Source organism: Lactobacillus delbrueckii subsp. jakobsenii ZN7a-9 = DSM 26046 (assembly GCF_001888925.1).
In the GTDB taxonomy this organism is placed as follows: Bacteria; Bacillota; Bacilli; order Lactobacillales; family Lactobacillaceae; genus Lactobacillus; species Lactobacillus delbrueckii.
The window spans coordinates 1,838,937-1,852,626 of the sequence record NZ_CP018218.1; the positions used below are offsets into that span (position 1 = coordinate 1,838,937).

At 49.4% G+C, this 13,690-nt stretch carries 10 protein-coding genes, 1 tRNA gene and 2 pseudogenes; 4 read left to right on the plus strand and 9 right to left on the minus strand.

The features are described 5' to 3' along the window. Positions 1–553: 553 nt before the first annotated feature. From LJ046_RS09430 to LJ046_RS09455, 7 genes and pseudogenes are all read right to left on the minus strand, one after another. Positions 554–2,022: pseudogene (locus tag LJ046_RS09430) on the minus strand (RNA-guided endonuclease TnpB family protein). Between the two features lie 40 nt (positions 2,023–2,062). After that, on the minus strand, positions 2,063–2,722 hold the full coding sequence (locus tag LJ046_RS09435) for an IS607 family transposase (RefSeq protein WP_072557678.1): 660 nt from the start codon (positions 2,720–2,722) through the stop codon (positions 2,063–2,065). A gap of 122 nt (positions 2,723–2,844) precedes the next feature. Then, positions 2,845–3,027 (minus strand): annotated as a pseudogene (locus LJ046_RS09440) (glycogen/starch/alpha-glucan phosphorylase); the annotation flags it as partial. 100 nt (positions 3,028–3,127) lie between these two features. Continuing rightward, positions 3,128–3,286: a hypothetical protein gene (locus LJ046_RS10105; protein ID WP_002880109.1), complete on the minus strand. Its 159-nt coding sequence runs from the start codon at positions 3,284–3,286 to the stop codon at positions 3,128–3,130. Between the two features lie 16 nt (positions 3,287–3,302). After that, positions 3,303–3,830: a hypothetical protein gene (locus LJ046_RS09445; protein ID WP_002880108.1), complete on the minus strand. Its 528-nt coding sequence runs from the start codon at positions 3,828–3,830 to the stop codon at positions 3,303–3,305. A 573-nt stretch (positions 3,831–4,403) separates the two neighbouring features. Beyond that, positions 4,404–4,476: transfer RNA gene (locus tag LJ046_RS09450), tRNA-Thr, on the minus strand. Positions 4,477–4,579: 103 nt separating this feature from the next. After that, entirely contained in the window at positions 4,580–5,869 is a 1,290-nt protein-coding gene (locus LJ046_RS09455) for an alpha-amylase family glycosyl hydrolase (RefSeq protein ID WP_002880104.1), read from the minus strand. A 287-nt stretch (positions 5,870–6,156) separates the two neighbouring features. Here LJ046_RS09455 and LJ046_RS09460 point away from each other — a divergent pair, with 287 nt between their 5' ends. Continuing rightward, positions 6,157–7,392 (plus strand): L-lactate MFS transporter, encoded by a 1,236-nt coding sequence (locus LJ046_RS09460; RefSeq protein ID WP_002880103.1) that lies wholly within the window; start codon positions 6,157–6,159, stop codon positions 7,390–7,392. Positions 7,393–7,500: 108 nt separating this feature from the next. Further along, positions 7,501–7,917, plus strand: coding sequence for a helix-turn-helix domain-containing protein (locus tag LJ046_RS09465; protein ID WP_002880102.1), 417 nt, complete (start codon positions 7,501–7,503; stop codon positions 7,915–7,917). A gap of 44 nt (positions 7,918–7,961) precedes the next feature. On the opposite strand, the gene LJ046_RS09470 is transcribed toward LJ046_RS09465, so the two are convergent. After that, on the minus strand, positions 7,962–8,270 hold the full coding sequence (locus LJ046_RS09470) for a hypothetical protein (RefSeq protein ID WP_035176861.1): 309 nt from the start codon (positions 8,268–8,270) through the stop codon (positions 7,962–7,964). Between the two features lie 138 nt (positions 8,271–8,408). On the opposite strand from LJ046_RS09470, the gene LJ046_RS09475 reads away from it, so the two are divergent. Both LJ046_RS09475 and galE read left to right on the plus strand, forming a co-directional pair. Beyond that, positions 8,409–11,549 carry a DUF3427 domain-containing protein gene (locus tag LJ046_RS09475; RefSeq protein ID WP_002880099.1) on the plus strand — a complete coding sequence of 1,047 codons (3,141 nt, stop codon included), beginning with the start codon at positions 8,409–8,411 and terminating at the stop codon, positions 11,547–11,549. A gap of 80 nt (positions 11,550–11,629) precedes the next feature. Then, on the plus strand, positions 11,630–12,619 hold the full coding sequence (gene galE, locus LJ046_RS09480; RefSeq protein WP_002880098.1) for a UDP-glucose 4-epimerase GalE: 990 nt from the start codon (positions 11,630–11,632) through the stop codon (positions 12,617–12,619). 190 nt (positions 12,620–12,809) lie between these two features. Here the strand turns inward: galE and LJ046_RS09485 are convergent, their stop codons facing one another. Continuing rightward, positions 12,810–13,652: a C40 family peptidase gene (locus tag LJ046_RS09485; protein WP_002880096.1), complete on the minus strand. Its 843-nt coding sequence runs from the start codon at positions 13,650–13,652 to the stop codon at positions 12,810–12,812. Between the last annotated feature and the right edge of the window lie 38 nt (positions 13,653–13,690).

Consider the following 13,690-nt stretch of genomic DNA (forward strand, 5'->3'; position numbering starts at 1 on the left):
TTCATTCCTGTCTAGCTTAAATGTCTTCAACAGATAAGCCTTCTGAGCTACCCTTTCTTGATCCAGTATATCACTTACCAGCTCTCCAATCTTCTCTGGCAGGCAATATGTTTGAAATTTTCCCGCGTCCAGGATCATATCCTGGTCGGTCTTGTTGTAGCAGTAAATGACCAGTTCCGAATCATAAAACTTACTAAATCTTGATAATCACATCAATATTGGTAAGTTTTTCTGATATTCCTTTCTAGTTAAATCTATGAGTAGATTCAACTTGGCAAAAGAAATCAGATTTTTAACCTTTTGAAGTTAAGGTCAGTGAGTACGGTTGGCTGTCAAATAACGCCAAATGGCATTATCCAATAGCTTTTTATCTGCCCCACTGGAAAACTTTTAGCATGGCAGTCGGAAAGGCATCTTGCCCGCAAAAAGCAGGCAAGCATATCGTGATGCCTTCTCGAAGCAGTCAAGCCGCGATTTTAATACCCCGAACTGAGTTCGTTAAAGCTGACTGCCCTTACATGCTAGAGCCTTCAACTTTGTAGTATTACTTGCCTTATGCTTCTTTTATCCGACTGGCAAGAATTTCCTTAACTCGCTTGTAAGGCGTGTAAAGCGTGATTTCTTCGTCAGTTAATCTACTCAATATGTTTTTGGCTGCGGCGATGTTCGCATTCATCTCGCCGCATTTCTTGCATCTAGTCAGTTCATGATGACTGCCGTATCTTTCCTCAAAATGCTGCCCGCAGATCGGACAGTACTGAGAAGTATATGCTGGATTGACATCATGAGTTTCAATCGAATTCTTGCTTGAAAGATATTCAATACGTTCATCCAGTTGGCCCTTAGTCCATGAATTCAAGCGCTTGCGAATCTGCTGTTATCTGATTTGACGCCTTTTTCTTTTACGAACGTCAAGTCTTCCTTGGCAATGACCGCCGGATGCTCTTTCTCAATCATCCTGTTTATCGCATGGTTGATAAATCTTCTGACAGTTTCATGAGCTGAGCGGTAGCTCTTTTCATACGACTTTCTACCGATATTGTTCTGCTCCAGATTCTTAAGCTTGCCAAGCAGTTTTATTTTCTTCTTCGAAGCTGTCTTGGACAAAGGCTTGTCCTTTTTCTCCAGTTGCTCAAGCTGCTGATTGAGTTGCCAGCGCAAACTCATATATGGCTGGCGATTTGCGTTTCGCTTGCCGTATTTGTCAACGATGGCATTGGCAAGCTTGCTGAAGTTTTTACCATATTCATTGCAGCTGTTGCAGGAAAGCAGGGTGGCAAGCCCCTTGTCAATGCCGATCGCCTTCTTTGAATCATTGCTGTAACGCTTGCTAGAGATCAGCTTATGAACTTCAAGGCGCTGCTTGATGCGGTCAAGCACGACTGTGATATCGCCGGTGCGTGGATAACTCCACGGGCTGGTCATCTCCACAGAAAACTGCTTTCTAGGCACGTCTGAACTGAATGAAAAAGTATTTCCTTCAAATGCCCAATTCAAGTCACAATTCATGCTAGAGCCAAGCTTGCCCGACTTCCGTGCCCGGTAGTGGTAGCGGTACGTAATCCGGCGCAGGTAGCTGTGCGCTTGCTTGATTTGCTTATCCGTCAGTTTAGCTTCTATTTCAGTCAAAGCTTCAGTGTATTCTTATGGAAGCTCAATTGGCTTGTGAAGAAGAACGGCTTGCCATGCGCTTTTAAATTTCAAAATAAAGAACAGAAGGTGGCGCTGATCTGCAGAAAGATTTTCATTTCCTTGAATCAGTTTCTTCAAACGGTTAGCCAGATTCGACCACATGCTTTTTATGTTGGCACATGCTTCACGGAGAGCGCCTACCCAGTGCTTGGTCTGAAAGTTGTAGACTGTTTCTAGCTTGCCTTTTGAGCCTTTAACCGGCTTGTCCCACTTGCGAACTTGGTTGCGCAGAGCCTGCCAGTTATTAACCGCTAGCATCGACTTGATGCCGCAGTAGCGGTTCAAAAAGAAATGCCGGCATCTGCCGTATCTTTCAAAAAAGTCGGACATTCTGGCAAATTCTTCATCGCTTATCTTTTTGGAGTAGACTCTAACTGTCTTGGGCTGAGTCTTTTTCACTGTCTGCTTGACTGAAGAGCTTTTTGCTTTCTTGGATGACTCTTGCATTCTGATGCGACCTCTTTCCATACAGCTTAGCTGAGAAAACAGTGATTATAGATAAAACATCTTCTACAAGTTCTGAATTTGGATCAACGTTGTCTGTCTGATTGATGACAACCAGCTCTACATCGTTTGCCTGACAGATTGTCTCAATCATTTCAAAGCCAAAACGGACAAGCCTGTCTTGGTAATTTACCACGACTCGCTCACACTGCTTCTTGCAGATCATGTTGATCAGCTCTGTCAGGCCCTTTTTCTTATAGTTGAGACTAGATCCAACGTCTTGAATGATCTTAAGCTGATAGCCATTGACTTCGCAATATCTGGACACTACGTCCTTCTGCCTTTGTAGATCTTCTTTTTGATGGCAAGAAGAAACCCGGCAATAGCCGATGGTCAGCAGCTTCTTAGGCTTAGCTGCTTTCATATTGCCTTGCAGAAGCTCATCTAGCATTTCTTTAGTGTAGCGACGTTGATTGGAGGCAGTTCTAAGCGGCGTAATCAGTCCCTCAGCTTCCCAATTGCGGAGAGTTGACTTAGCAACATTAAGATATTCAGCTGCTTTTGATATGGACATGTATTCGCTCATCGTTTCTTCCTTCCAATCTTTTGATACCGGCATTATATCAGGAATTGATAAGAAATATTACTATTTAGTACTGGATGAAATTAATACTTTTTAACAGTCACAACCTTTTCAACCAGCTTCTAGGCCTTCAAGTAGGCTTCAAAGTCAGCCAGAACCAAGAATTCTTCGTTGTCCTTCAGGAAGTCATTATACAGGGCCCGGCCTTCGCTGACGCAGCAAGGAATCGTCCCGTCAATCAAGGCGTCAACCGTCTTCTTCATGACTGGGTTGCTTTCGTAGAGGTCACGTGGGTGGTAGGAGTGGTCTTCATTTTGGCAAAGCGGCCGGTGAGTTTGACGGCGTAGAGAATATTCCCCATCCCCTGCCCTTTCAGATAGGCTTCAAGTTCCGGCAAAGAGAAGCCGCTCACCTTTTGGCCAGGACTTTTTGGGTCAAAGTGGACTCAGGCAAAGGGCGTTTTGACGTCACCGGATAAGGCTTCGATGGTCCCGTCAAAGCGTCAAAGAGGCCAGCGACCAGCATGACTAGGGTGCCGTGCTGGAAAAGTTTTGGATCCTTACGCATTTTTCCCTCCTATAAATTAGTAATCAAGTTCACCGGCATGGTGAATCTGCTGGTGGTGCTTCAAGTTAAAGCCGAGGGCATCCAGGGCGTGGCTATTCTGCTGGTAGGTCAAGGCGAAGAGGTTGATTAGGCCGTCGTCAGTGTTCAGCTCGTAAACGAAGGTAGATTCGTTATCGGGGATAAAGAGGGACTGGCGGCTTTCCAGGGTGTCGTCTTCTGAGAAAGTGTAGTCATCGATCACCCCTTGCAGAAGCAGGCAGCTTTCCTCTTTTTTACAGCCAGCAGGGATGGCTTGGTAGACCGCGTCTTGGTTGCGGCGGTTATAGATGACATCGACGTCAAAGTTTTCCCGGAGGTCAGCACTAGTGATAAAGAGGCGGTGCAGCTGCCGGGCCTGCTGGTAGAAGGAGCGCCAGAAGGCAGCTTTTTCCTCCCCGCATAAGCCAGCAAGTTTTTCAGAGATGCTATAGTCCAGGATTTCACTGGGGTCAATCTCCAGATCTTCCAGGTAGTCGTTGTCGTATTCATTGTTGTAGTCGGTCATTTTTATCACCCTGCCCTTTCTTAAATTACATAGTTATGCTTTAAAGGCTTTTTGTCAATCCTAAATGTGTAAAGTCCGCGAAAAAATAGGAAAAAGGCGAAAAAAGACATGATCTTTTATTAAAAGAATCATGTCGTAAAAAGCGGTTAGCTTTTTAAAGAAAGAGGCTAGTTCTTGCGCTTCTTGTCGATTGCGAGACCAAGCAGGGCGGTCAGGGCCATTACGCCGAGGCCGAGGACTGACAGAGCACGGAACTTGTCAGTTGCTTCACCGGTCTGAGACAATTTGGCTTAAGCATCTACTGCCTTGCTAATTGCCCGGGTCACAAGCTTTGGATTTATACTGCTTGTGCATCCCTACCGCACCCTTGTTTACTGTCTCCTCATAAGCCCCGCCTTTAGCAGATTCTGCCAGGTGGTCAGCCAAGTATTAGTTGAGTAGTAGCAGTCATCAACCAGCAACAAGGGCAAAAATCAGAACATCACTAAATGCCAGGGTAAAATCATTTCGTGCCAAATTTTGGCGCAAAAAAGTCCGCTGCCTTCTTGCAGCGGACTTCTTTGATACTCTGAGTGCCAATTATTGGAATCGAACCAATGACCTTCTCTTTACGAGGGAGATGCTCTACCAACTGAGCTAAATTGGCAATTTATCAACTCTTTCATTATAGCAAACAATCTGCTTTTGTCAAAAAAAAATTCGCCAATTTTCGCAAAAAATCTGTCTCCCTCAGACTGCTTTCTCAGCCCTTATTTCTCAATAATGGTAATCTCGCCGATCCGCATGACTCCTTCATAAACCTGGACGCTGCTGCCATCATAAAGGTTCTTGTAGATCCCCTCTGGCAGCTGGGTCGGAATCGCCTGCTTCTTGCCGGTCGTATTAAACAAGCCGATCAACTGCTCTTCTTCTCCACCTTCACCCAGGCTGTGGACAGCTTCCAAGACACCCTTTCTGACCTCTTTAGCCTCATAGCTGCCCTCAGCCATGATTGGCAGCTGCTTGATTTCATGCATCTTCTTTAAGAGGTCCGTCAAATCAATATCGCCGTTCCAGTCAACCGGGTCATTATCAAACAGGGTCACGTGGTGGGCATCCCCCTTTTCTTCCCCATTGTAGGCCAGCATAGCCCCCTTCATGAAGTAGATGAAGGCCGTCATTGCCCGCAAGGCCGCCGGATCATCGATCATCCCGTGCGCCCGGACCACGTCATGATTTTCCAAAAAGTGCGCCTTGACATAGTTTTCCGGGTAGACCCCTTCTTGCCGGTTCAGGCCAGCCAGGTAGTCAGTCAGATCCTTTTGCCCCAGCAGTGCTGCCCGCAAATCTGGGTAGATGTCATAATCATAGGTCATGTCAAAAGCCTGATAGAGCTCAGAATCTGACCCACCGACTGCCTCCTTGCTTCTCAAGAAGCGGATAAAGTCCGGGGCACCAGATTCAGCCAGCCAAATAGCCCCTGGCCGCACCTTAGCCACTTCTTCTCTGGCATACTTCCAAAAGTCCACCGGCACCATCGGGGCCACGTCGCAGCGGAAACCGTCCACATACTTGGCCCACATGACCAAAGTCTCTGCCTGGTACTTCCAGAGGTCCTTGTGGCTGTAGTCTAAGTCGATAACGTCGCTCCAGTCGCCCACCTTGTTGCCAAAGCTGCCATCCTTCTTGTGGTAGAACCAGTCCGAGTGCTCCTTAGCCAGGACTGAGTCTGGGGAAGTGTGGTTGTAGACGCAGTCGATGATGATCTTCATCCCCTTGGCGTGAACGTCATCGCACAGGCGCTTGAAGTCCTCCATAGTCCCGTATTCCGGGTTGATAGCCCGGTAGTCGGAAATTGCGTAGGGTGAACCCAGGCTCCCCTTCCGCTTCTCTTTGCCTGACGGCTGGATCGGCAAAAGCCAGATGATGTCCGTCCCCAAGTCCTTGATCCGGTTCAAATCCTTCCGAACCCCTTCGAAGTTGCCCTCTGGCGAGTAGTTTCTGACAAAAATGCTGTAAATCATTTGCTTGCGCAAGTCAATCTTGGTATCGCTAGCCATTTTTTCCTCCTTGGCCTGTGGCCGTTTTTTCTCACCCTTCTATCTTAGCCGTTTTCCTAAGCGCTTTCACTTTTTTCCGGTCATGTTACCGGTAACTCTTTTGCAAAAAACAACCCTAGATCTAGTAGTATGGTTAGCGGTTCCAACTCAAGATCTTAAAAATTTTGCCTTGCCCTTACATTGCTGACATGATATCCTTAACACATCGAATGATATTGACCCTATTTAATAATATTGTTCGTGTATTGTTACAAAGTCCAAAGATTTATAAGGAGAATATCTGAACAATGAAGACTAATCGTTACATTGTTGCTTTGGCGGGGGTCATGCTGCATCTGATGATCGGCTCAGTATACGCTTGGAGCGTCTACACTAAGCCAATCGCGGCACAGACCGGCTGGAGCGAATCATCAGTTGCATTTGCATTTAGTTTGGCCATCTTCTTCTTGGGGATGTCCGCGGCTTTCATGGGCCGCCTGGTCGAAAAATTCGGCCCGACCTTGACTGGGACTGTTTCCGCCATCCTTTACGGGAGCGGGATCGCCTTGACTGGCCTGGCTGTTCAAAGCCAGCAGCTCTGGCTCTTGTACGCTTCATACGGCGTCATCGCTGGTCTGGGCCTGGGTGCCGGCTACGTCACCCCGATCTCAACCATCATCAAGTGGTTCCCGGATAGACGGGGTTTGGCTACTGGCCTGGCCATCATGGGCTTCGGATTTGCCGCTCTTTTAACCAGCCCGGTCGCCCAATTCCTGATGTCAAGCGTTGGCTTGTCCAATACCTTCTACATCTTGGGTGCCGGCTACTTCTTGATTATGATCGTATCTGCCCAGTTTATTAAGCGGCCAACTACTGAAGATCTGGCCAACTTCAAGAGTGAAGACAAGGAAGCTGTTTCCTTGACTGGCGGCCTGCAAATGACGGCCAACCAAGCACTGAAGGCCAAGGCCTTCTACCTGCTCTGGTTCATGTTCTTTATCAGCATCACCTGCGGGATCTCCCTGGTCTCCGCTGCTTCACCAATGGCCCAGGAACTGACTGGGATGAGCGCGGCTACTGCCGCTGTCATGGTCGGCATCATCGGCCTCTTCAACGGCTTTGGCCGGCTGGTTTGGGCAACCTTGTCCGACTACATTGGCCGGCCTTTGACCTACAGCTTGATCTTTGTCGTTGACATGGCCATGTTCGTGATCTTGATCTTCACCCACTCACCATTCATCTTCGCTGTAGCCCTCAGCCTTTTGATGTCGTGCTACGGGGCCGGCTTCTCAGTTATTCCGGCTTACCTGGGCGACGTCTTTGGCACTAAAGAACTCGGCGCCATCCACGGCTCCATCTTGACTGCCTGGGCGGCAGCCGGCATGGTTGGCCCGCTCCTGCTCTCCTTCACCCACGAAGTTTTGAAGAGCTACTACGTGACCTTGGCCGCCTTCATCATCCTGGCCGGCCTGGCCCTCTGCGTCTCCTTCCTAGTTCAGCGCGAATTTGCCAAGCTGACCGACCTGGCTGACAAATTAGATTAATGACTTTTCAAGTTCCTGCTGACGCGGGAACTTTTTCTTTCCCCGCGAGCTTTTAAGCTGGCTAGAGGCTATAATATTATCGAAGAGAGATTGATGAGGGGGAAAAACATGATGCTTCCAAGCAAGCTGCGCGACCTGCGCAAGAAGAATGGCTTAAGCCAAAAAGAATTAGCGGAAAAATTAATGACCACACAAGCCAAGGTGGCCAGCTGGGAAAACGGCGACAGCGTGCCCGACATATCATACATCGCCAAACTGACGGTTTTATACGACGTGTCAGCTGACTACCTGCTGAAAGACGGCAAGCAAGAAGGGCAGACCATCGAACCAGGCGAAGAGATGGACCGGCCGAACACTAAGCGCCTGGGCAGGATCAACAGCATCTACTGGACTATCGTCATTGCTGTCTACCTGCTGGCCAGCATCGCGACCGGCCGCTGGTCCACCAGCTGGGTCCTCTTTATTTTAGGAGGCGCCATCTGGCTCATCGGGGCTGGTTTTCACTGGATCAATTCGACTAAATAAGAAAGGAGCTGCTTCTTAACTAGAAGTCAGCTCCTTTTGCTTTCTTATAAATTGTTGGATGACATGATGTAAAAAGTCAATAAGACAGAAACCGCAAAATACAAGGCCGCCGCCAGTAAGTAGGCCAGAAAAATATTGACCCCGTGCTTGGCAAAAGTCACTCCTAACAAGTCAATCCCGCAAAGCAGGGCGAAATCAGCAAGCGAAGCCCCAAACTTGGCCTGGCCAAAATGGCTCAGCAGCAGGCCAATGATGACCGCGGCTGCAATACAGATACTCCACAGCCGGCTGGTCTTAGGCGGATAAGCGCTAATGGCCCGCTCTTTAAGATGTTGCATGTAATTCTTCATCATTTTTCCCCCTTAGTAAAAAATCTTGCTATAAGCATATCATAGTCTTTTTTGTGAGAGCAATAACAAAAAGACATAATTTAGCAAATTTCCCCGAACCTGATACAATTAAGGCAAAACACTTCAGAAAGCAGGAAAAGCATGCTGAAAGACGGTATTTATGAACAAATCCTTAACCAAGAAATCCTGGACCAGCTGGAAAAAATCGACCCAAAAACCAGGAATTATCAACTGGAACAGCTAAACGCTGATGACTCCCGCCATCTCTTGACCATCTACCTCTCCCAGGTCATCCGGTCGGGCCTGCACTACCTCCGCGACAGCTTCAAGTCCGGTGAAGACAAGGCTGCCCTCATCGCCCAGATCCGCCTGGCCAACTCCATCGTCGACCAGGTCGCCCAGCATACCGGCGAAGCCGACTACGAAGACCTGCAGATCCTGGAACAAGGCGAAGTCCTGACCTCCATCTACCACAAGCTGACCCAGTCCCAGAAGATTACCCCCATCCGGCCCCAGACTTCCATAGTGGAGAATGCCCTTTTTACCGGCAGTAAAAATGAGCCCAGCATGCTCAGCGAAATCAAGAAGGAAATCGCCTCTTCTGACCAGGTCGACTTGCTCGTTTCCTTTATTAAGTGGTCGGCCATCCGCCCCCTTTTAGGAGATTTGGAGGCTTTTTGCCAAAAAGCCGGCCACCAGCTGCGGGTGATCGCGACAACCTATACCCAGGCAACTGACTACAAGGCTATCCTGACCTTGAGCCAGCTGCCCAACACTACAGTCAAGATCAACTACGAGACCGACCACGCCCGCCTGCATGCCAAATCCTATCTTTTTAAAAGAGAGACTGGCTTCTCCACCGCCTACATCGGTTCCTCCAACCTCTCCAGCGCTGCCTTGACCACGGGCCTGGAATGGAATGTCAAGGTTACTGAGCAGGAGTCTTTTGACATCGTCAATAAATTTGCCGTTTCCTTTGAAAGCTACTGGAACGACCCCTCTTTTGAAACTTTTGACCCGGATCAGGAAGACTGCCGGAAGAAACTGCAGATAGAACTCAACCGGCATAAGGCAAACACCTTCCACCTGGAAACCAGCATCCGGCCCTACAACTACCAGCAGGAGATCCTGGACCGGCTGCAGGCTGAGCGGGAAGTTTACGGCCATTATAAAAATCTCCTCGTTGCCGCCACCGGGGTGGGGAAAACCGTTATCGCCGCCTTTGACTTCAAGCGCTACTTGGCAGAGCATCCCCATGCCCGCCTCCTCTTCGTCGCTCACCGGCAGGAAATCCTGGAGCAGAGTCTGCAAAAGTTCCGCGAGGTCCTCAACGACTTCAACTTCGGCCACTTACTGGTCGGCCAGTACAAGACTGATGATATCAGCCAGCTTTTCGTCTCCATCCAGTCCTTTAACTCAGAAAAAATGGCTGACCTCTTGCCAAGCGACTACTACGACTTCATCATCATCGACGAATTCCACCACGCCGCGGCCAAGTCCTACCAAAAGCTGCTCAGCCACTTCAAGCCCAAGATCCTTCTGGGCCTGACCGCGACCCCTGACCGGATGGACGGACAGGATATCTTGCAGTACTTTGACGGCAATATTGCCGCCGAAATGCTGTTAGGCGAGGCTATCGACCGCCAGCTCCTCTGCCCCTTCCAGTATTTCGGGGTCACCGACAATGTTGACTACTCCGGCATGAAATGGAGCCGGGGCCAATACGAGGTCAGCGAACTGGAAAATGTCTATACGGCTAACGACGCCCGGGCCAAGTTGATTTTGCGCAGCCTGGACAAGTACAGCAACAATTTGGAAGACATCAAGGGCTTAGGCTTCTGCGTCAGCGTCAAGCACGCCGAGTTCATGGCCGCTGCCTTCAATCAGGCCGGCATCCCTTCCGCTGCTTTGTCTGGCCAGACTGCCCAGGCTGACCGCCAGCAGGCTAAGGAGGATTTGACCTCCGGCAAGCTCAAGTTTATTTTTGTCGTTGACCTCTATAACGAAGGAGTCGACATCCCAGCCGTCAACACCATCCTCTTTCTACGGCCAACCCAGAGCCCGACCATCTTCCTCCAGCAACTGGGCCGGGGTCTCCGCTTCAGCCCGGGCAAGGATTGCTTGACAGTCCTGGACTTCATCGGCCAGGCCAACCGCCACTATAACTATGAGGCCAAGTTCAAGGCCCTGACCGGACCAGGCCATGCCCTGCCATATGAAATCAGAGATGGCTTCCCGCACCTGCCGGCAGCCTGCTATCTGGAGCTTGAGCCCGTTGCCAAAAAGTACATCCTGGACAACCTTGGCCAGAACACGGCTAACAAAAAGGGCTTGACCCAGCGCGTGAAGACTTTTAGCGAAGACACGGGCCTGGAATTAAACTTGGCCAACTTCCTCAAGGCTTATGACATGAGTCTTTATGACTTCTACCACGCCAGCGGGTCACGTTCACTTTTCCGTTTGAAAAAATGGGCCGGACTGATTACTGACGACCGGGATGTGGAAAACCAGGTCTACCAGAAGTTCAGTAGCTTTTTCCACATCGATTCCAAAAGGCTCCTGGACTACTGGCTGGCTTACCTAAAGACGCCAAAAGAGGCAAGTAATGAGACTGAACGCTTGATGCTGGGGATGCTCTACTACAGCTTCTACAAGAAAAAGCCGGCCCAACTGGGCTTTAAGGACCTGCATGAAGGGATTAGGGACTTTTTAAAGGAAGACTTCGTCAAAGAGGAATTAATGGAAGTCCTCCGCTACCGGCTGAGCCAGTTGACCGTTTTGCCGGAAGCTAACGAATACCCCTTCACCTGTCCCTTGGAAGTCCACTGCCACTACAATGTCAACCAGATCATGGCGGCCTTTGACTACTTCAACCAGGACCAGTCCCCGGAATTCCGGGAGGGGGTCAAGTACTTCGCTGATAAAAAGACGGATATCTTCCTTATTAATCTGAACAAGAGTGAAAAAGACTTCTCCCCGTCAACCATGTATGAGGACTATGCCATCAATGCCCAGCTTTTCCACTGGCAGAGCCAGAGCCAGGACCGGCCAGCCAGTCCGAAGATCCAGCGCTATATCCACCAGGGTGAGACCGGCAATCTGATTTCTCTTTTTGTCAGAGAGTTTAAAAAGCAGGGAAATTATACAGCAGCTTACACTTTCTTAGGCAACGCGGATTATGTTTCAAGTGCAGGCGAGCGGCCGGTTTCCTTTGTCTGGCACCTGCACCAGGCGATTCCGGCCAGTCTTTTGGCCAAGGCCAACAAGGCGATTGCCCTGTAATTGCTTCAGCCGGGGAAAGCATTTTCTGTTATACTAGGTATCAGTTAGGTTTTGCAAAAAAGTATAAAAAAGGAGTAAACATGAAAATTTTAGTTGTAGGTGGTGCTGGCTACATCGGCTCCCACGCTGTAAGACGGCTGGTTGCCGATGGCAATGACGTAGTCGTTTTGGACTCACTGTTCACTGGTCACAAGGAAGCTATTGACCCAAAGGCCAAGTTTTACCAAGTTGACCTTTTGGACAAGGATGCGGTAACTGACGTCTTGAAGAAGGAAAAGATCGAAGCCGTAATGCACTTTGCTGCTTACTCTTTGGTCGGCGAATCAGTCAAGAAGCCGCTGAAGTACTACAAGAACAATGTATCCGGCATGATCAGCCTGCTGGAAGCCATGGAAGAAACCGGGGTTAAGTACCTGGTCTTCTCATCCAGCGCTGCGACTTACGGCATCCCTGAAAAGCTGCCAATCACTGAAGAAACTCCGCTTAACCCAATCAACCCTTACGGGGAAACCAAGATGATGATGGAAAAGATCATGCACTGGGCTGACAAGGCTAACGGGATCAAGTCCATCGCCCTGCGTTACTTCAACGTGGCGGGTGCTTCCCTGGACGGATCAATCGGTGAAGACCACCATCCAGAAACCCACTTGATTCCTAACATCATGAAGGCTGCCCTGGCTGGCGGCGGTGACTTTACTATTTTTGGCGACGACTACGACACCAAGGATGGTACTAACGTCCGCGACTACGTGCACGTGGTTGACTTGATCGACGCCCACGTCCTGGCTTTGAAGCACTTGATGGAAACTAACCAAAGCGACGTCTTCAACCTGGGTACGGCCACCGGCTTCTCCAACTTGGAAATCCTGAAGGCCGCCATCAAGGTTACCGGCGTTGACATTCCTTATACTATCGGGCCACGCCGCGGCGGTGACCCGGACTCACTCGTTGCTGACTCAAGCAAGGCCCGGAAGGTGCTGGGCTGGAGTCCGAAGTACGAAAATGTCGACGACATCATCGCCAGCGCTTGGAACTGGCACCAAAAGCATCCTGACGGCTTTAGCAAGTAAGACAAAAAAATAGTGGAACTTCCTCAGATGGAAGGTCCACTATTTTTTTGCACTTATTTGTTATCAACGCTAAGTCTTTTTTGGCGCTAAATAGTCAAAAATACTGATGCTGACCAGGCCTGCCCCAATCCCAGCCAAGTACTTCATTTACTCGATTATAGCATAAGCAATTGGGACCAGTTCATTCCTCTTAAAACAGGGAGCCGCACTTCTCGATCATCTGGAAGAGGTCGGCTCGGTAGTTAGGGTCTTCCTTACGAAGGCTGCTGATGGCTACCCCGAAGTGCTCCTTATAGCCAGTTGAGTTAATGTACTTGCCGTGGCCCAGGTACATGGCAATATGTCCTGAGAAATAAATCAAGTCCCCCGGCCGCAGGTCTTCAAACTCAATCTCGTGCACCGGCCAGGCTTCTTTGATTTCCGCGTCCCGCCAGAGCAGGACCCCGTTTAGCATATAGCTCATGAAGACTAGGCCCGAGCAGTCGATCCCCAAGGGGCTCTTGCCCGCCCACCGGTACTGGTAGCCCAAGTACTCCTTGGCGGTCTCCGTTACCTGCTTTCTGAAGCTTTCTTCATCCGGCTTGGCTTGAAGCAAAAAGTATTCCGGATCTGCTGACCACAAGAAGTCATCTTCATCCAGCCGCTTTGCCAAGGCCGTCTTGGAAACCCAGCCGCTTCGTCCGTCCAAGAGCTTAACCTTGTAATAGCCGTCCACAAGCTCATCCATCACGTTAAGCAGGCTGCCCTTATAAACCGTCAACAGAATGTCGGCTGAAACCTTGGGCTCAGCCAGAACGTCAATTACTGGCCGCCGGATGATTTTGACCTCCCGCGCCTTGATTTCTTTCAGGCTAACTGGAGTTACCGCGGCCTTTGGCACGTAGCCCTTATAGCCGTAATGACTGGTTACGTACCAAAAGTCTTCCTTTTTCCCGGTTGCCTTGACAGCCCAGCCGTATAAAAGTTCATCTCTTCTGGATTTGAGGTCGTCTTCCGTCATGAAGACCGCTGGTTGATTGATCAAGCCGTACATTTGCCTTGCTCCTAACTTTAATCGCTTATTTTTCCTTC

Coding starts and splice junctions, on each gene's coding strand:
- LJ046_RS09445 (WP_002880108.1), bottom strand. CDS start 3,830: ATGACCGACTACAACAATGAATACGACAACGACTACCTGGAAGATCTG.
- LJ046_RS09470 (WP_035176861.1), bottom strand. CDS start 8,270: ATGATGAAGAATTACATGCAACATCTTAAAGAGCGGGCCATTAGCGCT.
- galE (WP_002880098.1), top strand. CDS start 11,630: ATGAAAATTTTAGTTGTAGGTGGTGCTGGCTACATCGGCTCCCACGCT.
- LJ046_RS09485 (WP_002880096.1), bottom strand. CDS start 13,652: ATGTACGGCTTGATCAATCAACCAGCGGTCTTCATGACGGAAGACGAC.
- LJ046_RS09435 (WP_072557678.1), bottom strand. CDS start 2,722: ATGAGCGAATACATGTCCATATCAAAAGCAGCTGAATATCTTAATGTT.
- LJ046_RS09460 (WP_002880103.1), top strand. CDS start 6,157: ATGAAGACTAATCGTTACATTGTTGCTTTGGCGGGGGTCATGCTGCAT.
- LJ046_RS09465 (WP_002880102.1), top strand. CDS start 7,501: ATGATGCTTCCAAGCAAGCTGCGCGACCTGCGCAAGAAGAATGGCTTA.
- LJ046_RS10105 (WP_002880109.1), bottom strand. CDS start 3,286: ATGCGTAAGGATCCAAAACTTTTCCAGCACGGCACCCTAGTCATGCTG.
- LJ046_RS09455 (WP_002880104.1), bottom strand. CDS start 5,869: ATGGCTAGCGATACCAAGATTGACTTGCGCAAGCAAATGATTTACAGC.
- LJ046_RS09475 (WP_002880099.1), top strand. CDS start 8,409: ATGCTGAAAGACGGTATTTATGAACAAATCCTTAACCAAGAAATCCTG.